This window comes from Domibacillus aminovorans (genome assembly GCF_001643235.1).
Taxonomy (GTDB): Bacteria; Bacillota; Bacilli; order Bacillales; family Domibacillaceae; genus Domibacillus; species Domibacillus aminovorans.
The window spans coordinates 183,723-204,893 of record NZ_LQWY01000012.1 but is presented as its reverse complement, the minus strand read 5'-3'; the positions used below and the strand labels follow the sequence as shown (position 1 = coordinate 204,893).

The window sequence follows — 21,171 nt, the reverse complement described above, 5'->3', positions numbered from 1 at the left end:
TACTGAAACATCATAAAGGAGGTAAAACCGTTGAGTACCATTGCACACACGCAAAAACGGGGATTTGCCGGTACAGTTTGGGAATACTTAACAACAGTTGACCATAAAAAAATCGCCATTCTTTATTTACTGGCCGGAGGTCTCTTCTTCCTAGCCGGTGGTATTGAAGCGATGATGATTCGTATTCAGCTGGCTGTACCAAACAATGATTTTGTCAGTGCCGGTCTTTTTAATGAAATTATTACGATGCACGGTACGACAATGATATTCCTGGCAGCAATGCCACTTTTATTAGGTTTTATGAATGCGGTTATGCCGCTTCAAATCGGTGCGCGCGACGTTGCGTTCCCATTTGTTAATGCTTTAGGATTCTGGCTGTTCTTTTTCGGCGGCGTATTCTTGAACCTTTCATGGTTCTTGGGTGGTGCGCCGGATGCAGGATGGACATCTTACGCATCACTTTCACTAGCATCAGAAGGGCACGGAATTGACTTTTACGTGCTCGGGCTGCAAATTTCCGGTTTCGGTACATTGATGGGGGGAATTAACTTCCTCGTTACAATTATCAATATGCGCGCACCGGGCATGACATACATGAGAATGCCGCTTTTCACATGGACAACATTTGTCGCATCAGCGCTTATTCTTTTTGCATTCCCACCACTTACTGTAGGTTTGTTCATGATGTTATTTGATCGTATGTTCGGAGCGGGCTTCTTTGATGCAGCTATGGGTGGTAACACAGTTATCTGGGAGCATTTATTCTGGATTTTCGGTCACCCGGAAGTATACATTCTTATTTTGCCGGCGTTCGGTATTTTCTCTGAAGTAATTCCGACATTCTCCAGAAAACGTTTGTTTGGATATTCTTCGATGGTATTCGCGACGGTGTTAATCGGGTTCCTTGGCTTCATGGTATGGGCTCACCATATGTTTACAACGGGTCTAGGTCCGGTTGCTAATGCGATTTTTGCAGTAGCAACAATGGCGATCGCTGTTCCAACAGGGATTAAAATCTTTAACTGGATTTTAACGATGTGGGGCGGAAGCATTCAGTTTACAGTGCCGATGCTTTGGGCCATTGCGTTTATTCCATCATTCGTTATGGGTGGTGTAACAGGGGTTATGCAGGCTGCTGCTCCTGCTGATTACCAGTTCCATGACAGTTACTTTATCGTTGCTCACTTCCACTACGTTATCGTTGGTGGCGTTGTGTTTGGACTATTAGCAGGTGTTCATTTCTACTGGCCGCTTATGTTTGGCACAATGTTGAGTGAAAAATTAGGAAAAGTAACCTTTACGTTCTTCCTGATAGGTTTCCATTTAACATTCTTTATCCAGCATTTCCTTGGACTTATGGGGATGCCGCGCCGCGTTTGGACATTCTTACCGGGGCAAGGATTAGAAACTGGAAACTTAATTAGTTCGATAGGTGCTGCATTTATGTTTGTCGGTGTCATTGTACTGCTAATTAATGTCGTTGTGACACAAGTGAAAAATGTAAAAGTTGGAATAGATCCATGGAAAGATGGACGCACACTTGAGTGGGCACTTCCATCACCAACACCATTCTACAACTTTAAACAGCTTCCACTTGTACGTGGTCTGGATGCATTCTGGATTGAAAAAATGGAAGGCAAAACAGAAATGACGCCAGCAGAACCAATTGGTGACATTCATATGCCGAACAATTCATTTACACCATTCATGATTGCATTAGGTTTATTTATTGGGGCTTTTGGTGCGATGTATCACGTGGATGACAAAGGATGGGCACTTCCAGTATTAATTATCGGTTTGGCTGTAGCATTTGCTTCAATGCTTTACCGTTCAATTAAAGATGATCATGGTTATCATATTCATAAAGAAGAACTTCTTGATGATGCTGATAAGGGGGGGACACGATAATGGCAGCTGAAGAAAAATTCACGCCACAGACGTGGCCTGAATCGCCTGAACAGGCAACTCTGGAAGGGAAAAATAAGTTTATAGGTTTCTGGCTTTTCCTTGGCGGTGAGACGGTGTTATTTGCCTCTCTGTTTGCCACGTATCTGGCGTTAAAAGATAGTGTACCAAGTCCAGATCATGCACTTGCGAAAGATTTATTTGAACTTCCGCTCGTGTTCATGATGACGATGCTTCTTTTGACAAGTTCATTAACATCTGTTTTTGCGATGTACCATATGAAGAACTATAACTTCAAAAAAATGCAGACATGGCTGTTCATTACCGTCGTACTTGGTTTTGGGTTCCTTGGATGCGAAATTTATGAATTCAATCATTATGTTCACGAGTATGAACATACATTTACAAGCAGTGCATTCGGTTCAGCGTTTTACACGCTAGTCGGTTTCCACGGAGGGCACGTTACGTTCGGTCTTTTTTGGATTATTGCTCTTATGGTCCGCAATGCAAAGCGCGGATTGAACCTTTATAATGCACCGAAGTTTTACCTGGCAAGTCTTTACTGGCATTTCATTGATGTCGTATGGGTGTTTATCTTTACGGTCGTATATTTAATGGGAATGGTGGGATAACGGATGGCGAATTTACAATCGAATTCAGGTGAGCCTAAAGTTAACTATGAATACCGTCGTAAGAAAAGTGCAGAAGACATGAGAATGCAGGTCGTGACATTCACGATGATGATTTTCTTTACGGTTATCGCGTTTGCAGCTGTCGGAGCAGGATTCTCTAAATGGTTTATCCTTCCATTTGTTTTACTTCTTGCTATCGTACAGGTTGTATTCCAGCTTTATTACTTTATGCATATGAGTCATAAAGGTCATGCAGTACCACAATTCTTTATGTATTCTGGTATACTCATCGCATTCTTAACGATACTTGCCTTTTTGACAATTATCTGGTGGTAAGAAAGGAAAGTGTTTCCCTTTTCAGGGAAACACTTTTTTTCTGTCATGAACTTGTCAATACATAGCGTTGTATGAAGCTTTTTAGCGAGTTATAATGGATTGAGCATCAAAAAAACATTGAGGTGATAAGAATGATGCCTATAGGAATATTTGGCTTTCAGGCTCTATGGAGTCCTTTATTTATTGTAGTGCTTCTGTTTTTAACCGTTCTCTTTTTCTTAATTACTGTGAAGTGGAGAAAAGATTTCAGCGTTAGTGAGCCATTGACAAAAAGACAAGCTGTTCTTTTTTTAACAACGATGGCTATCCTCTATGCAGTCAAAGGGTCTCCGATCGATTTGATGGGTCACATTATGATGACATATCACATGATTCAAATGGCGGTCTTATATCTTGTCGTACCACCGCTGCTTATTAAAGCAATCCCTTGGTGGGTATGGAAAGCAACAATTGAGCTGCCAGTTATTCGTTCGATTTTTTCATTTGCAACACGTCCGTTGGTCGCGTTAATTTTCTTTAATGGTTTATTTTCGTTCTATCATATTCCGCTCATTTTCGATTTCATTAAAATGAGTAATACACTTCATAGTTTATACACGCTCATGCTCTTTTTCTTCGCCATTTTTATGTGGTGGCCACTTGTAAATGAACAGCGGGAAGGACGCTCTTTACACGGTTTGAAAAAAGTCGGGTACATCTTTGCAGATGGTATACTATTGACACCGGCATGTGCGCTCATTATTTTCGCAGCAACACCGCTTTATGCCACTTATTCAGACGCTTCTGTCTGGCTGAAAGCGATGGAATTGTGTGTACCTGTTGATACGCTGGCTGGTCTTAATTTGAGCGGTCCCGAACTGTTTTCAAATATGCCTGTTGTCGAAGATCAGCAGCTTGGCGGCGTGATTATGAAAATTATTCAAGAAATTGTGTACGGTGTAGTATTAGCCCAAGTGTTTTTTGAATGGTTCCGTAAAGAGAACGAGCAGGCGGATGAAATTACGGAAGCCGCCCTAGCACGTCATGATAAATCAATGTCTTAATTAAATAAGACAAAAGAAACGATGGGGGACCTGCTCCCCTCGTTTCATACATAATGGAAGTGAGGAATGTTCATGTCGTTACCGATTTTGCCTACTATCAGTACGATCTTTATTGCGCTTAGTGCGATTACTGTTGCAATCGGCTGGGCACAAATTAAACAGAGAAAAGTGGAGCAACATAAAAAAACAATGCTGCTTGCTGGTGTTTTTGCCCTTACTTTCTTTATCATTTACGTGAGTAGAACGTTATTTATCGGAAACACCGCATTCGGGGGGCCAGATGATATCAAAATATATTACACTATTTTTCTTATCTTTCATATTTGTCTCGCCACGATAGGAGCCGTTTTTGGAATTGTTTCCATTGTGAGTGGATTGAAAAGCAATTTAATTCGTCACCGGAAAATTGGTCCATATACGAGTATCATCTGGTTTTTTACAGGTATTACAGGGGTAGCTGTTTATCTTCTTTTATATGTTTTTTATACAGGCGGCCCAACAACATCTGTGTTTAAAGCGATTCTTGGCTCATAAAAAAAGCTTTCCTCCATTTAAGGGGGAAAGCTTTTTCTTAGCCGATGTAATGAACCATATCCGCTTTAATATCAGCAAGTAATTTTTCACATGTTTTGACAAGTGATTCCGGATAATATTCATTATCACCATATTCCACACCATGTGGATAGTAATGCTTACCAAGAATTGGCGTCATTAATTCAATAGTAGCATCATCTGTACCGACATCGCCTTGTACTGCGAAGCCGAATACACGCAAGTAATAAACGCCTTCTTTTAGTTCAAATTTGCGATCATATGTAACGCGCTCGTAATCCCACTGACCGGCGAGCACCATTCCATGCTCTTCCATAATATAAGTGAGGCGGTTTAAATCGATTTGTGTTTTTTCTAAACCAATATTTTCAAATTTCATGAAAAAAGATCCCTCCTGCATTTCCGTCATGTTTTTGCTTCCTCTTCCATAATAGTCGAAATTCTGCTTTCATGCAATGTGCTTCATTTAATTGTCTATGACAATTTTGAAAAGATTAGATAGAAAGTTTTGTTCAATCATGAATTTGGAATGATATACTGATAAAGGTATATGGATGTGCCGGTTTATAAAGGAGGAGATTTTCTGCGATCTGTTTTTAAAATTTTAATTATCTTTTTGATTATGATGCTTGCAGGCATTTATACAGATAAATCGATGAATGAGCGTAAAGAAGAAACAACACCAGTACCACCGTCTGTGAATAGCGGTCGGGTAGAGCCAGCCGAAGAAACAAAAACAGAAACAACACCGAATTCAGGCGCCGGTTCTTTTATTGGAGAGTCCGCAGAGAAGTTATTGACTTTATATGGACCGCCTGTTCGGAAAGAACCATCTGCTTATGGATATGACTGGTGGGTGTATCATACAGGCAATGCGTATTTTCTCGCAGGTGTAGAAAATAACCGTATCGTGACAATATATGCGACAGGCAACATGGATACGGAGCCCTTTACACTCGGTATTTCATCGAATGAAATTTTTCGATCACGTTATCCTGAAACCGAGATAGTTGTCAATGCGAACGACAGTTACTATCGATTTGAACTGTCTGAAGAAGATTTAAATCTCCGTCCGATTGTACCGATTGGGAACTTTTATGCTCAGTTATATATTGATCAGTTTTCAGGAACTCTTTCTGCGGTTCGTTTTATGACGAAGGATGTGCTGCTAAAAATGAGGCCATATGAATTAGTGTATCAAGGAACGCTGCCTGAAGTGCCGTCGCCAGGGCGCTCAGCATGGGTTCATATTGAGAGAGGCAGCGAGCAGCAAATATATGAGATTACAAATGTGATGAGAAGCCGGTTTGGTTTATCACTGCTTGAATGGAATACTGGAGCTGCGGCTGTAGCTAAAAGTCATAGTAAAGATATGTTTTCAGCAGGCTATTTCGATCATGAATCACCGCAATTTGGTGGCCTTGAAGATCGTCTTAGGCGTGCAGATGTTATGTATGGTGCAGCTGGTGAAAATATTGCGGCAAACTATGTAGATGCTGCTGCGGCGATGGAAGGATGGCTCAACTCAAAGGAGCACAGGGAGGTCATGCTTAGTGAATCGTTCTCTACACTTGGTACGGGCGCTTATCGGAAACATTACACACAAAATTTTACCGAAGAGTAAAGTTATATGGTAAAATGAGTCGATGGAGGTGCATTTCATGATTGCAACAACGATGGAACTCATCAGTGCAGCGGATGCAGCAGACGAGCTTGGAGAGATGATTCTCCAGTCTGAAACAGCTATTAAATATCGCGACTGTTATAAATTGCTTTATACAAATGAATCGGTGAAACGAAAAATTTTCGCGTTCAGCCGATTAAAAGATCAATATGAAGATGTGCAGCGATTTGGCCGCTACCATCCCGATTATAAAAAGATTATGATGGAAACGCGCCAGGCAAAGCGTGAAATGGATATGGATGAACATGTCGCCGCGTTTAGACGAGCAGAGACGGAACTTCAGCAGCTACTTGACGATGTTAGTTTGCTCATTGCCCGTTCTGTTTCTGATCAGGTAAAAGTGCCGGGTGCAGGTTCTGTATTCTCAAGTGCCTGTGGAAGTTGTGGAAGCAGCGAAAGCGGCGGTTCTTGCGGATGTTCCGCATAGTGAAACTTTATTCAGCGGAGGTTTGTACAACTCATTAAAGCAGGATAAAAAATATAGTGCCGGAGGGCGAAATATGTTAACGGAACGACAGGCGTTAATTGTATGGCTTCATTCACTTAAGCCGGCTAAATCACTACGTAAGTATGGAAATGTTCATTACGTATCAAAAAAAATGAAATATGTCGTGCTGTACTGTGACCAGTCGGAAATAGCCGCACTTGCAGAGAAGCTTGACACATTTTCATTTGTGAAAAAAGTGGAATTTTCAGAGAAACCATTTTTAAAAGTAGACTATGAAAATTCCCGGCCGGATAAAGCGAAAGAATATGATTATAAAATTGGTGTTTAAAAAAGGGGACTGTCATCGTGACAGATCCCCTTTTTTCATTGAAGCGGTGGAATGTGATGGTTGAGCCGCAAAATGCCGATGAGATATTGATAGTAGAGCGCTGTTTCTGCAAAAGCAACAGACGATTTGACGTCCAACTCAATGACGTTTTTATGAAGTGACTGTGCTGTTTCTTCAAATAAACGGTATCGCTCGTTTGGCTTTTCATGCAGGTAAGGAATGCCTTCTCGGCATATGTATATTGGTTGGAAATCGCCCGGTGTAGTAGGCGTTAGAACAACGGCACATGACGTTACATGCCGTTCATTCACTTTTGAGTGTAGTGCGAGAAAATGCAGAACGCGCTGTTCGGCTCTTTTTGCGACATCAATCAGTTCATACAAATCGGAATATCCTTCCCCAAGTTCAATAAATCGTTGAATCAATTTCAATGCCTCCATTCTTTTCTTACCTATCGTACCCCTTCTGTTTTTAATAAACAATAACTGTTCACGTGATTATAATAAATTTCGTCTTTAAAAACGCAAAAAATTTGTTATGATGAAAGTGAATCATCATCCTACAGGAGGCAGACAAATGTATGAAAAAAGTCCTGATAATTAGTTTGTTGCTATTTATTGTCTCTGGGGTGCTATTAACGGTCCAATGGATTGGATATGAAAAAATATCAAAAGCATCTGAAACGATTATTTCTGCACAAGAAATTGAACTTGATGTAAAGAAAGACCACTTGATTGTAAGCCAGACAATCAGGCTATTGCCCGAAAACGAAAAAATGGTCTTCAAACTCCCGGCGGATGCAGATGAAGTCTCATGTTCAAAGGGAGATGTATGTGAAATCGGAGGTCAAGCGGGTACAGTTGATATAAGTGGAGAAAGTCTGACGATTCATTACCGATTGCCAGCTCCGCATATAGACGCATCTTTTACATTAAATAACTGGTATGCTTCATTCTCTGACGTCAACATATCGGCAACAACGGTCATGGTAATAGACCATACAAAGCAGGGCGGAGAATGGATATCGTCCCTTGAACAGACGGCTGCGAAACAAATGTCGCTTATTGACTTTTATTCGTTTCAAGGAAATTCCGGACAAGCACCGTTGTATTGGCAAAAATCGCCGCTCATAAAAAGTGTACTTTCACCGATTTTAACCGTATATAATGTTGAAAGTGTCCAATCGACTGCATCTTCATTCGACTTCCCGTTTGACGAAGATGAAATTGCTCCGCAAACGGTTGTTATTTTACCCGATGTAAGGCCAGTAGAATTAAGCGGACTAACGCTCGTTCAAAGCATGGATGGATTGAAGACGATTCGCAATCAGATCATTCATAATTATGCATTACAGCATTTCATTTTTCAGGAAAGTGAAAAGTGGTTGGCTTCTTTTATAGTCGTCTCTTTATATGATTCACAGCCTGTTTTTTCAAAAGCGGCTGTCATGAAAGAAAAAATTACTGCTCAATTGACCGAAACGGAACAGGCTGAATGGCTGGAAGAATTAGTGGGTTTAAAGGGAAAAGAAGTGAGTGCACAGAAGCTCGATGATTTACTCGGATCCGTTAAAGGGGAAGAAACACAGTTTTTTACGAACAATAAAAAAAGGGATACAGCCGTCCTACCACTTATCTTTTTCGATGGCCGTCCGGTGATAATTGAAGGAAAAGAAGCAGCTTTTCATATGAAGAAAAAAGAGGGAGTTCTTTATGTGCCATTGAAAGAAGCAGCTGAATCACTCGGGTTTACCATTCAAGAGTTATCTATCGGTCAGGAATGGCTCATGCAAAAAGAATTTGAGACGTATCGTTTTTATATAAATGAAAACCGTGTCTTGTTTAATAAGCATAATTATGTGCTGTACGATACAGCGCTTCAAAATATAAATGGAACGATGCACGTCGATAAAATTTGGTTTCAGAAAATCTTTCTCATTGAAGTTCAGGAAATGGCGGAAAAAATTAATTTACAGCCGTATAAATTGTAAAGAAACCTTGTCAATCATATGTAAGGTTTCTTTTTTTATGTTGTAGATTCAACTGTTTGTTTATGATACCATAAACGAAGAAAAATGAATGGCAGGTTGAATAGAATGAGAGTTATTTCTGGAACGAAAAAAGGACATCCACTAAAAGCAGTGCCAGGTAAAGATACACGGCCGACGACAGATAAAGTAAAAGAATCTATTTTCAATATGATTGGACCTTATTTTGAAGGTGGTATCGTACTGGATTTATTTGCAGGTTCTGGCGGGCTTGGTATCGAAGCACTTAGCCGGGGGTTTGATGAGGGCATTTTTGTTGACCGTGATATGAAAGCGATTCAAACGGTGAAAGAAAATCTTCGTTCTACCGGGTTTGCAGAGGCAGCGGAAGTGTATAGAAATGAAGCGGAGCGTGCATTAAAAGCACTTGTTAAGCGCGGCATCGTCTTTGATAGTATTTTTCTTGACCCACCTTACAAAAAGCAAAAGCTTGAGTCAATGCTTCAGTTTATTGGCGAGCAGTCATTGCTTTCAACAGATGGATTTATTATGTGCGAACACGGCTCAGATGTCCATCTACCACATGTGGCAGGACCGTTTGAACGTGTACGGTTTGAGACGTATGGGATGATTGCCATTTCTATTTATTATTGGATGAAGGATGGGGAGGAATAATAATGGCGAGTATAGCAGTCTGTCCGGGCAGCTTTGATCCAATTACGAACGGGCATCTTGATATTATTCAGCGTGGGGCGAAAGTATTTGATAAAGTATATGTCGTTGTATTGAGCAATTCAGCGAAACAGCCGCTTTTCTCAACAGAAGAGCGTGCGGAGTTAATTCGAAAAGTGACTGCGCATATACCGAATGTTGAAGTGGATCATTATCAAGGTCTGCTCGTTGATTATGCGAAGGAAATAAAAGCTAACGCGATTTTGCGCGGATTACGCGCCGTATCTGATTTTGAATATGAAATGCAGATCACGTCGATGAACCGCGTTCTAGATGATCAATTGGAAACGTTCTTTATGATGACAAACAGTCAATATTCATTTTTAAGCTCTAGTATTGTGAAAGAAGTGGCGAAATACGGTGCGAATATTTCAGAGCTCGTACCGAAAGAAGTCGAAGCCGCATTAAATCAAAAACGGCTGGCAGGACCGACTGCATGAGGACAGCTGGTACGAAAGAAATCAATTTCTTTTGCGCCGGCTGTTTTTATATTGAATAAAGAACAAAATAGAAGCAATGGTCATCCATAAAACGGTCATACTTATCCCGTTTTCAGGTGGGATCATCGAAACGGACACGGGTGAATCGGCAAGCTTAACGGAAGTCAATAAAAACGTAATTAGTACGGCGTATATACTGTGCAGCACACGCGCAGCGAGAAAAGGTGCATAACGAATATCCGTTTTACTGAGAATGGCTGCGACTTGGGCATGAACACTGAAGCCGCTGAAGGCTAAAATAAAGCTGATCACCATGAGTATAACGGTGAGCTCACCATTCATTTCGGCAGCTTGTTTTGTGCCGGCAGTGAGTTCGATCAATCCTGATAGAAGTGGTGCAGCCATATCCGTATTCAGACCTGCCTTTGAAAAGAGAATGGAAAAAGCAGAGAAAACCCCATTTATTTTCAATAATTCAGTTATAACTGAAAAAAAGATAATAAACCCGCCAACGAGCATGAGTGTTTGAACAGAGGAAATAACTGCATCGGCAATCAATGTACCAAAAGGCCGTCCATCTTGTCTGCGAGCCATCACAAATGCTTGAATGGCACGTGTTGATACGGAACGGGAAACGGGTGTCTGTCCACCATAGAAGCGCATTGTGATACCGACAAAAAAAGCTCCGCTATAATGGGCTGCAGCAAGTAAAAATCCAACATCCGGATCGTGAAGAAAGCCACTTGCAACAGCACCTAAAATAAATAGCGGATTGGACGAGTGGGCAAAGGCAACAAGACGTTCTGCTTCGACTTGCGTAATTACATTATCGTTCCGAAGTCGTGCTGCGAGTCGTGCTCCAGTTGGAAAGCCTGAAGCAAGTGATAGAATCCAGGCGACACCAGCGGGTCCAGGAAGACGAAAAAGAACACGCATGATATTTTCTGAAAGTGCACCGAAAAAAGCGACGACTCCGAGACCGAGAAGCATTTCTGTTAAGATGAAAAAAGGGAGAAGAGAGGGGAAAACCGTTTTCCACCACATATCCATTCCTTGCCGAGCTGCATATACTCCCGTTTCGGGAAAAAAAAGAAGTGCAGCTGTCAACACGGTCATAAAGACAGCGGCAATAACCGTTTTCCATGGAATATCGTTCATTTAAAAATCCTCCCGAGCATGAATACAGTTTTCTTGCATCATTTTTTGTACAATAAAAAATAGCTTGTACGAAAGGATATGCCGCGTACAGAAGAATAGAATGGATGTAAGGCGACAGGAGGTGTTTTCATGGCTGCTGAACCGAAAATTGGCCTCGCACTCGGATCAGGAGGAGCACGTGGATTTGCTCACGTTGGCGTCTTAAAAGTATTTCAGGAAGAAAAGATTCCCGTTCATATCATTGCAGGAAGCAGTATGGGCGCTCTTGTTGGTGCATTGTACGGTGCGGGACATAATATGGAGATGTTGTACAAATTGTCTTCTGCTTTTCAACGTAAATTCTTTCTCGACTGGATTGTACCGAAAATGGGCTTTATTGCGGGACGTAAAATAAAAGATTTTATCCGTCTTTTTACACACGGGAAACGAATCGAAGACTTAAATGTGCAACTGGCGATTGTTGCGACCGATATACAGGCAGCAGAAAAAGTTGTTTTTACGGAGGGGCCGATTGCGGAAGCGGTACGAGCAAGTATTGCGATACCAGGTATTTTGGTTCCGGAGAAAGTAAACGGGCGGTTGCTCATCGATGGCGGTGTGATCGACCGCGTGCCAGTGTCAGTGGCGAAAGAGATGGGGGCTGATATCGTCATTGGTGTCGATGTCACATCTGTGAAGAAAAATGCTGAAATAACCACCATTTTTGATGTCATTATGCAAAGTATTGATATTTTACAGCTTGAAATTATTGAAAGCAGAACGATGGCGTCGGATGTGATGATCCGGCCGTCTATCGATTCATACAATTCACGCGCATATACACACATTCCAGATATTATTGCAGCTGGAGAACGGGCAGCGCGTGAACAAGTGGATCTGATTAAACAGCTGATTTCGGCATGGAAGGAAGAACAATTGTGAAAAATAAACGAACAGCGATAATCTATATTTTATTGATTGCCATTATTGCAGCTGCCTTTATTCCTCTCCCTTTTTACGTAACAAAGCCAGGCGGCGCGCACGAGCTTGATCCGATTGTTCACGTCGATGGCGGTGATCACGATGATACAGGCACGTTAATGTTGACGACAATTAGCATGGGGCCGGCGAATATTTACTCCTATATATGGGCAAAATTTCGTGACTATGAAAAAATTTTACCAGAAGAAGACGTACGCTATCCATATGAATCGGATGAGGAATACAATGTAAGACAATATTATTTAATGAATACGTCCCAACAAAATGCGATTACCGTAGCATTCGATGAAGCCGGAAAAACGTACGATTGGACGTACAATGGCATTTTTGTGCTTGGCGTATTTCCAGGCATGCCGGCAGAAAAAGTGCTTGAAGCAGGAGACCGTATTACAGCAATTGATGGACAAAAGCTGAAAGAATCAAAAGAAATGACCGATTATGTACAGTCAAAAGAACCGGGTGAGACGGTGACGTTGATGTATGAGCGGGATAAGGAAGAAAACGAAGTGGAAATTGAACTAAGAGCTTTTCCAGAGTTGGATGGAAAATCAGGACTGGGCATTAGTTTGGCGGATGATCGGACATTGAAAAGTCATCCGAAAGTAACACTTAAAGCAGAAGAGATTGGGGGACCGTCTGCGGGGCTCATGTTTAGCCTGGAAATTTATGATCAGCTTGTTTCAGAGGATGTTGCTGCAGGGCTTCGAGTAGCAGGCACGGGAACGATTGCAAAAGATGGAACAGTTGGACGGATCGGGGGAATCGATCAAAAAGTGGTTGCAGCCGATCGGTCTGGCGCTGAAATCTTTTTTGCTCCGGATGATGAGTTGCCAGAAAAAGGGGGGGATTTGCTGACCAATTATGAACAGGCAAAAAAAACGGCTGAAGACATAAAGACCGACATGAAAATTGTACCGGTCCAAACATTTTCAGACGCTGTTAACTACTTGGCTAATATTACCGTATCAAAGTAAAATAGGTGGTGCAGAAAACTCATGGTCTAAAAGCTGTTCTGTATAATGAGCAGGTGCTGTCGAGGCAGCAGCGTAAACGCGTGACACTTTAATATCGAGCGAAAGCAAATCTACAGCGGCTGCTGTTCTGGATAGAAGCGGTACCGCCATCTCTTTTTTGATCGCCCGAATGTAGCTACGGCCATTTTCTGTCATTCCGAGCAGGCGGACAAAGGAAACGTGTGCCGCTGCGTCGTTCATCTCTTTTTTATTCGTATTTGTTAACACGTGCGTCATCATGCGCTGGATTCTTGTCCACGTATACCGCTTCGTTTTTACCCGTTCCATAAACGAAAGGAATGTATTACTTTTTAAAGCTGCATCAATGAGCCGTGGACCGATGCCTTCTTCAATTTCATAAATAGCATTTAGATCATCTAAATGAATGGACAGAAGACGATAGCGGAGAAGAGGCCAGTACAATTCCCATGAATGGATCAACCCATTTTGCTTATGTTCTGTTAAAATGGATAGGACAGAATGAGGCAAAAAATGATCTGCCTGTTTTTGATCAAATAATAAATTTCGGATCGCCGTTGCGCTTGCGATATGTCCAGATGCCTGTTCATCATGGTAACCGGCTCCTTGACGTAAAATCGTAAGCGGCTGCATGGGATGATTCAGTTCATTGTTCGCTGTTACATAATGAAAACCGAGTATATTGTTTGGTTTGGATAAATCAAGTGGCAAAGGCTGATCTTGAAAGAGTGTTTCTCTTGCCAGCGTCTGGGCGGTGGGATAACTGTTCCCTTTTTTCATACTGGATCGGACACATTCATTCAGTGCTTCTCTTTCTTCGTAGAGACGAGCCGCGGTTTGAAGAAATGGATCCAATTGGCCCTCTTCACTGCCAAAACAAAACGATCGGCATTTCATATGATCAAGGATCTGAATGGCACCGGCAGCAAATGTTTCCGCTTTTTGTGTAGAAAAAGCATAGGGTAGCTCGACAACGATATCAACACCATTGGAAAGAGCCATCTTCGTCCGCGTCCATTTATCGACGAGTGCCGGTTCACCGCGCTGTAAAAAAGAGCCGCTCATGACCGCAATGAGGACGTCTGATTTTGCTTTGCGTTTCGTCTCGTTTACATGATAAAAATGACCGTTGTGAAATGGGTTATATTCAACGACAATACCAGCTGCGTTCATAGGAAAATTCCTTTCTTTATAAGAATGTACCTTCATTTTCAAAGATGGTGGAAAAAAAGTCAAACCGGCATTTCACTGTAAAGAAAATATATTGACAATCTATCAGGAGAGGGCTATAATTACTTTTGTTGCCTTGAGGTGATTAAATGAAATGGTCAATAATTCAACTGCAAAAATACCGCGACCGTGGTCTTGAAATCGACGAAATGGTCGATTTAACCGAACTAACAACGCTTGACAATGATATTCGCCGGATCTCACCTGTTCACGTAACAGGACGTGTGGATATTAGACATGACCAAGTTGTTTTCAATGTGAAAGCAACAGGGGAAATGATTGTCCCTTGTTCACGAACACTTGTTGACGTACCATACCCGTTCGACATTGCCCTTACCGAAAGGTTTCTTTTGAAACCGGAAGAAGGCGAGTCATATGAAACGGATGATGTTCATCTGCCGGAAGGAAATGTCATTGACTTCCGTCCGTTTTTAGAAGAAGCAATCATTCTGGAAGTACCGTTGCAAATATTTAGTGAAGAAGCAGACAAACACGTTGTGCAATCAGGAAAAGATTGGACGTTTTATGAAAAAGAAGAAGAGCTTCCCGAAAAAGAGAAGCCGGCGGTAGATCCGCGTTTGGCGGGACTTCAAAACTTCTTTACGTCTGATGAAGAGTAATTGAGAAGTACAGCTATTCTGGCTTCATATAGTTTTTATTCCTTTAAGGAGGTGTATATCACATGGCAGTACCTGCTAGAAGAACATCCACTACACGCAAAAACAAACGCCGTACGCATTTCAAGTTGCAAGTGCCCGGTATGGTTTCTTGCCCGAACTGTGGTGAAATGAAACTTGCGCACCGCGTATGCAAAGAGTGCGGAACATATAAAGGTAAAGAAGTCGTTAGCAAATAAGACTTTTCTATTCTTTCAAAAAAGGCAGAGAGACCATGGCTCTCTGCCTTTTTTGTACTTGTTTTTCAAATTGTGAAAGCGCTACAATGAATGTGAGGGGGAATTCTTTTGATGGATTACATAGTCGAGTTGGATGAACAGAGCGGCATCTTATTATTTACGATTAAGCGGGAAGAAAAACGAAATGCAGTCAATTATGCGGTGATGGACGGTTTGAAAGCAGCAGTGGAGCGGGCAAAGAAGGACGATGTGCGAGTGCTTGCGATTACTGGGTCAGGAGAGCAAGCCTTTTGTTCTGGCGGAGACCTGTCCATTTTTCATGCGCTCCGTACAGAAAAAGAAGCATATAACATGCTAGCAAAAATGGGTGACGTTTTATATAAGCTGGCGACATTGCCGAAGCCAACAGTCGCCCTATTGAATGGTTCAGCAGTAGGGGGCGGATGTGAAATTGCAGCAGCATGTGATTACCGTATTGCCCGTACAGGTGTGAAAATTGGGTTTATTCAAGGATGTATGGCCATTACAACTGGCTGGGGCGGCGGAACGCTTTTAATGGAGCGGATCGAACCTCGCTATGCATTTAAAATGCTGTCAGAAGCGGCTGTTTTTCGGGCAGAGCAACTTGATCAATTCGGTTTTATCGACCGGATAAGCGAGCAGGCTGAACTGTCAGAAGCAAGAGCTTTTTTCAAAAATGAACAGACAATAAAAATTTCGGTTCTGACCGCGTATAAAAAAATGCTGATCGCGAAATGGGAAGCCGGTGATTTACGAAATCGTATGAAGACGGAAATAAAAGAATGTGCGATTTTATGGGCACAGGATGCTCATCAAGAAGCGGTCGCATCATTTTTATCAAAAAATAAGAAATAAAAAAGAAAGCTGCCTCAATTTGAGACAGCACACTTTTTTAGAGTCAGCTTATTATCTGTGTGTCAACTGCGTTCGGATCCCAAATGAGACGTGTACTCGTGTCTGATACTGGAACAAAGTTCATTTTTTCCCAGAATGATTGTGATTTAACGCGCGGTTTCGTCATAATTGGCAATTGAAATGACTTGGCAAACTCTACAAGCATAAGGCCAAATCCTTTATGCTGGAATGCAGGCAAAACTTCAAGCTTCCAGATTTCTAAAAATTTTTCGCTCGTCGGAATTAAGTTCAGCTTATCTTCCCGTATATATAAACACATACGTGCGGCGAGACGGTCACCATAATAAATACCATAAAAAGGAGACGATGTATTATCTTCTACCATTGAAATGTGTAATTCTTCAAGCATAGATAGCTCCTCAAGCCCATACTCTTTAAACGATTTGAATTCCTCAATCGTTTTAAAATTCATTTTTAAATTTTCAACATTTAGCCCCATACGCTTTTCCCCCTTAGCCCTCAATCTTGACCAGTATGTTCACTTCTATTATATAATAAATATAAGTAAAAATGTAGCGGAATATTGTTAGCGCTTACATATATAGTGGGGGTCAAGTATGAACATTCATATTATCGGCGGTGGTGCCGTCGGATTATTTTTTGCCACGGAGTGGAGCGGCAACCATGTTGTGACGCTGCAGACAAGAACGAAGCAACAGGCAGAACGAATTCAATCTGAAGGGATATGTGTGATCGAAAATGGAATTGAAACCGTTGATCATGTAGATTCAAAAATGATTGGAACTGTAACAGCGGATTTGATCGTCGTTGCGGTTAAACAATATCATATGGGAGAAATTATAAAGGTGTTACAAAGCGCAGATGCACATGCTATTCTATTTATTCAAAACGGAATGAGTCATCTAGATTTGATGAATGAGCTGCCACAGAAGAACGTATATGTGGCATCAATTGAACATGGTATTGTCAAAATGGATGAGCGGACGATTCAAGTAAATGGGCGAAATAAAACGAATATCGGTATTTATCGAGGTGGAACCGAAACGATTATAGAAGACATTCAAACGAAATCTTTTCCTTTTGAATGGAGAGAAGATATTCAGCATATGCTCATTGAAAAAATGGCAGCAAACGCCGTCATTAATCCACTGACGGCTGTGCTTCAAGTGAAGAATGGAGAGATTGCTGACAATGAGCAGTATCGTTCGATTGTGAAAGATCTTTGCCAGGAATTTGCATCTGTTTATCCAGATAAAACAGAAGAAGAGATCTTTCAATCTGTTCTCTCTATTTGTAACAAAACAGCAGACAATGAATCATCGATGTTAAAAGATGTAAAAGCAGGAAGACCTACTGAAATCGACGCGATCGTTGGTGTCCTGTTAAAAGAAGCGGAAAAACAGGATCAGTGTGTGCCTTCTTTTCATATCTTATACAATATGGTCAAGGGGAAAGAAAATAAGCCTGGACTTATATCAAAATAAGTTCAGGCGTGCCTGTTTCGTTAGACCGAACCATTCATTATCAATGTCCCGGTAGTTTTCAGGGACATATGCTGCAAGCAGTATAAAGATAAGGGTGAGCAGTAAAGATAAAAGACCAAATTTCTTTTTTTTCATGAGGGGAAACGCTCTTTTTTTAAACGATCAGCAAAGCTGTCAACTAAATTACAATGATAATCATTATCAGATAAAAAATTTTCTGAAATAATATTCAGAAAATAGGCACATTGTTTTTCCTTTCGTTCCATCAGATGGTATACTCAAACAAGAAAATTGTGCGCAGAAAGGAAGTACATTTATGGAACAAGAATGCATTTCTGTTCCCGCTTTAAATCGTTTTGCAAAAGACTACATAAGCGGAGATGAACAGACCGCTCCTTATTTTGATTATCATCCGTTCCATCAGACGGAGTTTGCGGCCAGAGCAGCGGATATACAAACGCGGCGATATGAACGCCAGAAGTTGGCGGACATTATTTACAACTATATGCAATCATTTCAATTGACGGAGGAAACGGAACGATCGCTCGCGAAACTGCGTGATGAGAAATCTCTTGTCGTCATTGGCGGACAGCAAGCGGGACTATTAACCGGCCCGCTTTATTCTATACATAAAATCATATCAATTATTCAACTCGCAGCCGATCAGGAAAAAAAATTAGGTCTTCCTATTGTGCCTATTTTTTGGATCGCGGGTGAAGATCATGACCTTCTGGAAATTAATCATGTTTATGTAGAAAAAGAAGGCCAAATGCACAAAATAGGCTACCCGGAACGATTTATAAAAAAACAAATGGCTTCGGAAACGATCTACGAAAAGGGCACGATGGAGAAGTGGGTTACATCTATTTTTTCCTGTATGAAAGAAACAAATCATACAAATCAGCTTCTGCAAGATGTGCTTCAAGCTGTTCATCAGCACGATACATTGACTGCTTTTTTTGCACAGTTAACGCAAACGCTGTTTAGCAAGTATGGTCTTTTGCTTATTGATGCAGCGGACCCAGCGTTAAGACAACTAGAAGTTCCATTTTTTAAACGATTAATTATAGAAAATAAACAACTGGCTGCATCGGTTGCCGGAGCGCAAGAAGAAATCAAAAAAGCAGCATACACATTAGCGATTGAAACGGGAGAACAGCCGGCTAACTTATTTTTAATTGAAGATGGTGAACGCCATTTACTTGAAAGGGACGGCGATCTATATCGAAGTAAAAGCGGGCGTTCTTATTCAGAAAGCGAATTGCTTGAACTGCTTGAAATGTCACCGCATACCTTCAGCAACAATGTCGTTACCCGTCCGTTAATGCAGGAATGGCTATTTCCAACGCTTGCATTTATTGCAGGTCCAGGTGAAATTGCCTACTGGGCAGAACTGAATCGCGCGTTTCATCATTTTGAGATGAAAATGCCAGTGATTGTGCCGCGTGTCAATATTTCGATTGTCGAACGTCCCATTGTGGGAATCGCTGCTGAAATCGATTTGACGATGGAACAGATCATTCAGTCGGGCGTCAAAATGGAAAAGGAAGCGTATATTGAATCGGTCCGTGATCATCATTTGCATGATCTGGTAGCTGAAATGAAAGCAGATCTTTTTGCAAGTTATGAGAAAATCGAGCAGCGGGCAAGTAAGCTTCATAACGGGCTGATGCCGATTGTTGAAAAAAACAAAGCGTATCATGAACGACAAATTGAATTTTTAATTCAAAAAAGTGATGCCGTGCTTGAACAAACACATGCGGCAACTTTACTGCGTTTTGATCGTCTTGAATCGGCGCTGCATCCGGGCGGCCCGCAAGAAAGAATATGGAATATTTATTCCTTTTTAAATACGTATGGACCATCGTTTATCGAGAAGTTAATGGAACAGTCATTTGATCATAAAGGGGACCATTATCTTATCTATATGTGAAGCAAAAGTCTGCCTTTTTGGTAGGCTTTTTTTCAGGTTGAAAAAGAAAAAAGACATGAAGAAAACAAAGGATATAGGAAGAAATGAAAATGGTGGTGCAAAGTGGGGGGATGTGGTAAAGTTAGGTTAGAAAGTGGGGAAGCAGCGATGTTCATGGGCGAATACCGTCATACAATTGATGAAAAAGGTAGAGTCATTATCCCAGCAAAGTTTCGTGAGGATTTCGACAAAACGATCATCGTGACGAGAGGCCTTGATAAATGCTTGTTTTTATACCCGCCGTGCGAATGGAAAGTGCTTGAAGAGAAGCTGTTAACATTGCCGCTGACGAAAAAAGATGCGAGAGCCTTTACCCGATTCTTTTTTTCAGGAGCTAATGACTGTCCGCTCGATAAGCAGGGCCGCATTAATTTACCAGACCTGCTTATGAAGTATGCATCGCTTGAAAAAGACTGTGTCATTGTAGGCGTCTCGAACCGGATGGAGATATGGAATACTTCAAAATGGAACGATTACCTCGCCCTATCGGAACAGTCCTACTCTGATATCGCTGAAAATTTAACGGATTTTGATTTATAAATGTGATTGGACTGATATGAAAATGGAATTTAATCATACGACCGTGCTATTGCGTGAAACGGTCGATGGGCTTAATATTCGCCCAGATGGAATTTATGTAGACTGTACATTGGGTGGAGCAGGCCACAGCGAATACTTGTTGTCTCAGCTTGGCCCAGATGGAAAATTGTATGCGTTTGACCAAGACGAAACAGCCATTGAACATGCGAAAAAACGTCTCGCCACGTTTGGTGACCGGGTCGTTTTTATAAAAAGCAATTTTGAACACATAAAAAGTGAACTGAAAAGCCGCGGCATAACGGGTGTAGATGGGATTCTATATGATCTTGGTGTTTCATCCCCACAATTGGATACACCGGAACGAGGGTTTAGCTATCATCACGATGCACCGCTTGATATGCGCATGGATAAAAGTGCCGCTTTGTCTGCTTATGATGTCGTAAATGATTGGCCATTTGAGCAACTCGTTCGCATTTTTTTTAAATACGGAGAAGAAAAATTTTCGAAGCAAATTGCCCGTAAAATTGAAGCGGCACGTGAAAAAAAACCGGTGGAAACAACTGGTGAACTGACAGATTTAATTAAAGAAGCTATTCCAGCACCAGCTAGACGAAAAGGCGGGCATCCAGCTAAACGCGTTTTCCAAGCGATCCGTATTGCGGTGAATGATGAACTTGGGGTGTTTGAGCGTTCGCTTGACGATGCGATAGCTCTTTTAAATATAAATGGGCGTATTAGCGTCATTACATTTCACTCGCTTGAAGACCGTATTTGTAAAACAGTGTTTAAAGAAGCGTCAAAAGGACCGGAACTGCCGTCTGGACTACCGATCATACCTGAAGAATTTGAGCCTGTTTTAAAACTTGTGACTAGAAAACCAATTATGCCAGCGGAAGAAGAATTAGAAGAAAACAATCGGGCACGATCCGCAAAACTGCGCATTGCAGAAAAAAGAAAGACAACCGTTTAGGGGG

26 protein-coding genes are annotated in these 21,171 nt (G+C 41.5%); 20 read left to right on the top strand and 6 right to left on the bottom strand.

Annotated elements, in window-relative coordinates; genetic code table 11:
• Window positions 1–30 precede the first annotated feature (30 nt).
• The 5 genes from ctaD to AWH49_RS06135 all read left to right on the top strand — a co-directional run bounded on the left by ctaD (window position 31) and on the right by AWH49_RS06135 (window position 4,450).
• Window positions 31–1,908, top strand: coding sequence for a cytochrome c oxidase subunit I (gene ctaD, locus AWH49_RS06155; protein WP_063964985.1), 1,878 nt, complete (start codon window positions 31–33; stop codon window positions 1,906–1,908).
• Window positions 1,908–2,537, top strand: a complete 630-nt coding sequence (locus tag AWH49_RS06150; RefSeq protein WP_063964984.1) for a cytochrome (ubi)quinol oxidase subunit III — start codon at window positions 1,908–1,910, stop codon at window positions 2,535–2,537. The genes ctaD and AWH49_RS06150 overlap by 1 nt, the downstream gene beginning before the upstream one ends.
• A gap of 3 nt (window positions 2,538–2,540) precedes the next feature.
• Window positions 2,541–2,873 (top strand): cytochrome c oxidase subunit IVB, encoded by a 333-nt coding sequence (ctaF, locus tag AWH49_RS06145; RefSeq protein WP_063964983.1) that lies wholly within the window; start codon window positions 2,541–2,543, stop codon window positions 2,871–2,873.
• 134 nt (window positions 2,874–3,007) lie between these two features.
• Window positions 3,008–3,916 (top strand): cytochrome c oxidase assembly factor CtaG, encoded by a 909-nt coding sequence (ctaG, locus tag AWH49_RS06140; protein WP_063964982.1) that lies wholly within the window; start codon window positions 3,008–3,010, stop codon window positions 3,914–3,916.
• Window positions 3,917–3,982: 66 nt separating this feature from the next.
• Complete coding sequence (locus tag AWH49_RS06135; RefSeq protein WP_034285666.1) at window positions 3,983–4,450, top strand: DUF420 domain-containing protein; 468 nt, start codon at window positions 3,983–3,985, stop codon at window positions 4,448–4,450.
• Window positions 4,451–4,487: 37 nt separating this feature from the next.
• Here the strand turns inward: AWH49_RS06135 and AWH49_RS06130 are convergent, their stop codons facing one another.
• Window positions 4,488–4,847, bottom strand: coding sequence for a YugN family protein (locus tag AWH49_RS06130; protein WP_063965049.1), 360 nt, complete (start codon window positions 4,845–4,847; stop codon window positions 4,488–4,490).
• A 171-nt stretch (window positions 4,848–5,018) separates the two neighbouring features.
• On the opposite strand from AWH49_RS06130, the gene AWH49_RS06125 reads away from it, so the two are divergent.
• The 3 genes from AWH49_RS06125 to AWH49_RS06115 all read left to right on the top strand — a co-directional run bounded on the left by AWH49_RS06125 (window position 5,019) and on the right by AWH49_RS06115 (window position 6,928).
• Window positions 5,019–6,092 (top strand): CAP domain-containing protein, encoded by a 1,074-nt coding sequence (locus tag AWH49_RS06125; protein ID WP_082862692.1) that lies wholly within the window; start codon window positions 5,019–5,021, stop codon window positions 6,090–6,092.
• Window positions 6,093–6,129: 37 nt separating this feature from the next.
• Window positions 6,130–6,579 carry a YlbF/YmcA family competence regulator gene (locus AWH49_RS06120; protein ID WP_034285664.1) on the top strand — a complete coding sequence of 150 codons (450 nt, stop codon included), beginning with the start codon at window positions 6,130–6,132 and terminating at the stop codon, window positions 6,577–6,579.
• 73 nt (window positions 6,580–6,652) lie between these two features.
• Window positions 6,653–6,928: a YlbG family protein gene (locus AWH49_RS06115; protein ID WP_018392244.1), complete on the top strand. Its 276-nt coding sequence runs from the start codon at window positions 6,653–6,655 to the stop codon at window positions 6,926–6,928.
• Window positions 6,929–6,963: 35 nt separating this feature from the next.
• On the opposite strand, the gene AWH49_RS06110 is transcribed toward AWH49_RS06115, so the two are convergent.
• Window positions 6,964–7,353 (bottom strand): DUF7147 family protein, encoded by a 390-nt coding sequence (locus AWH49_RS06110; RefSeq protein WP_018392245.1) that lies wholly within the window; start codon window positions 7,351–7,353, stop codon window positions 6,964–6,966.
• A 155-nt stretch (window positions 7,354–7,508) separates the two neighbouring features.
• Here AWH49_RS06110 and AWH49_RS06105 point away from each other — a divergent pair, with 155 nt between their 5' ends.
• The 3 genes from AWH49_RS06105 (at window position 7,509) to coaD (ending at window position 10,087) form a co-directional block, all read left to right on the top strand.
• Window positions 7,509–8,918 carry a stalk domain-containing protein gene (locus AWH49_RS06105; RefSeq protein ID WP_063964981.1) on the top strand — a complete coding sequence of 470 codons (1,410 nt, stop codon included), beginning with the start codon at window positions 7,509–7,511 and terminating at the stop codon, window positions 8,916–8,918.
• Window positions 8,919–9,023: 105 nt separating this feature from the next.
• Window positions 9,024–9,590, top strand: a complete 567-nt coding sequence (gene rsmD, locus AWH49_RS06100) for a 16S rRNA (guanine(966)-N(2))-methyltransferase RsmD (RefSeq protein WP_034285662.1) — start codon at window positions 9,024–9,026, stop codon at window positions 9,588–9,590.
• A 2-nt stretch (window positions 9,591–9,592) separates the two neighbouring features.
• Window positions 9,593–10,087 carry a pantetheine-phosphate adenylyltransferase gene (gene coaD, locus AWH49_RS06095; protein ID WP_018392248.1) on the top strand — a complete coding sequence of 165 codons (495 nt, stop codon included), beginning with the start codon at window positions 9,593–9,595 and terminating at the stop codon, window positions 10,085–10,087.
• 21 nt (window positions 10,088–10,108) lie between these two features.
• On the opposite strand, the gene ylbJ is transcribed toward coaD, so the two are convergent.
• On the bottom strand, window positions 10,109–11,245 hold the full coding sequence (ylbJ, locus tag AWH49_RS06090; RefSeq protein WP_063964980.1) for a sporulation integral membrane protein YlbJ: 1,137 nt from the start codon (window positions 11,243–11,245) through the stop codon (window positions 10,109–10,111).
• 129 nt (window positions 11,246–11,374) lie between these two features.
• Between ylbJ and AWH49_RS06085 the strand changes: the two genes are divergently transcribed.
• The gene (locus AWH49_RS06085) at window positions 11,375–12,166 is read left to right on the top strand and encodes a patatin-like phospholipase family protein (protein ID WP_018392250.1); all 792 of its coding nucleotides are present in this window, start codon (window positions 11,375–11,377) and stop codon (window positions 12,164–12,166) included.
• Window positions 12,145–13,200 (top strand): SepM family pheromone-processing serine protease, encoded by a 1,056-nt coding sequence (locus AWH49_RS06080; RefSeq protein ID WP_063964979.1) that lies wholly within the window; start codon window positions 12,145–12,147, stop codon window positions 13,198–13,200. The genes AWH49_RS06085 and AWH49_RS06080 overlap by 22 nt, the downstream gene beginning before the upstream one ends.
• Here the strand turns inward: AWH49_RS06080 and AWH49_RS06075 are convergent.
• On the bottom strand, window positions 13,192–14,391 hold the full coding sequence (locus AWH49_RS06075; protein WP_082862691.1) for a nucleotidyltransferase: 1,200 nt from the start codon (window positions 14,389–14,391) through the stop codon (window positions 13,192–13,194). The two genes, AWH49_RS06080 and AWH49_RS06075, sit on opposite strands and share 9 nt — an antisense overlap.
• 146 nt (window positions 14,392–14,537) lie before the next feature.
• On the opposite strand from AWH49_RS06075, the gene AWH49_RS06070 reads away from it, so the two are divergent.
• From AWH49_RS06070 to AWH49_RS06060, 3 genes are all read left to right on the top strand, one after another.
• On the top strand, window positions 14,538–15,068 hold the full coding sequence (locus AWH49_RS06070; protein ID WP_063964978.1) for a YceD family protein: 531 nt from the start codon (window positions 14,538–14,540) through the stop codon (window positions 15,066–15,068).
• Window positions 15,069–15,130: 62 nt separating this feature from the next.
• Window positions 15,131–15,304, top strand: a complete 174-nt coding sequence (gene rpmF / locus AWH49_RS06065) for a 50S ribosomal protein L32 (RefSeq protein WP_018392254.1) — start codon at window positions 15,131–15,133, stop codon at window positions 15,302–15,304.
• 111 nt (window positions 15,305–15,415) lie between these two features.
• Window positions 15,416–16,180: an enoyl-CoA hydratase/isomerase family protein gene (locus tag AWH49_RS06060; protein WP_063964977.1), complete on the top strand. Its 765-nt coding sequence runs from the start codon at window positions 15,416–15,418 to the stop codon at window positions 16,178–16,180.
• A 43-nt stretch (window positions 16,181–16,223) separates the two neighbouring features.
• Here AWH49_RS06060 and AWH49_RS06055 read toward each other — a convergent pair whose 3' ends face one another.
• Entirely contained in the window at window positions 16,224–16,679 is a 456-nt protein-coding gene (locus AWH49_RS06055) for a GNAT family N-acetyltransferase (protein WP_063964976.1), read from the bottom strand.
• A gap of 118 nt (window positions 16,680–16,797) precedes the next feature.
• Between AWH49_RS06055 and AWH49_RS06050 the strand changes: the two genes are divergently transcribed.
• A complete protein-coding gene (locus tag AWH49_RS06050; protein WP_063964975.1) occupies window positions 16,798–17,685 on the top strand; it encodes a 2-dehydropantoate 2-reductase in 888 nt (295 codons plus the stop codon).
• Here the strand turns inward: AWH49_RS06050 and AWH49_RS19895 are convergent.
• Window positions 17,677–17,820: a hypothetical protein gene (locus AWH49_RS19895; protein ID WP_157723673.1), complete on the bottom strand. Its 144-nt coding sequence runs from the start codon at window positions 17,818–17,820 to the stop codon at window positions 17,677–17,679. The two genes, AWH49_RS06050 and AWH49_RS19895, sit on opposite strands and share 9 nt — an antisense overlap.
• A gap of 181 nt (window positions 17,821–18,001) precedes the next feature.
• Here AWH49_RS19895 and bshC point away from each other — a divergent pair, with 181 nt between their 5' ends.
• The 3 genes from bshC (at window position 18,002) to rsmH (ending at window position 21,167) form a co-directional block, all read left to right on the top strand.
• Window positions 18,002–19,618: a bacillithiol biosynthesis cysteine-adding enzyme BshC gene (bshC, locus tag AWH49_RS06045; RefSeq protein WP_063964974.1), complete on the top strand. Its 1,617-nt coding sequence runs from the start codon at window positions 18,002–18,004 to the stop codon at window positions 19,616–19,618.
• A gap of 147 nt (window positions 19,619–19,765) precedes the next feature.
• The gene (gene mraZ, locus AWH49_RS06040) at window positions 19,766–20,197 is read left to right on the top strand and encodes a division/cell wall cluster transcriptional repressor MraZ (protein ID WP_063965045.1); all 432 of its coding nucleotides are present in this window, start codon (window positions 19,766–19,768) and stop codon (window positions 20,195–20,197) included.
• A gap of 22 nt (window positions 20,198–20,219) precedes the next feature.
• A complete protein-coding gene (gene rsmH, locus AWH49_RS06035; RefSeq protein ID WP_063965046.1) occupies window positions 20,220–21,167 on the top strand; it encodes a 16S rRNA (cytosine(1402)-N(4))-methyltransferase RsmH in 948 nt (315 codons plus the stop codon).
• The last annotated feature ends 4 nt before the right edge of the window (window positions 21,168–21,171 follow it).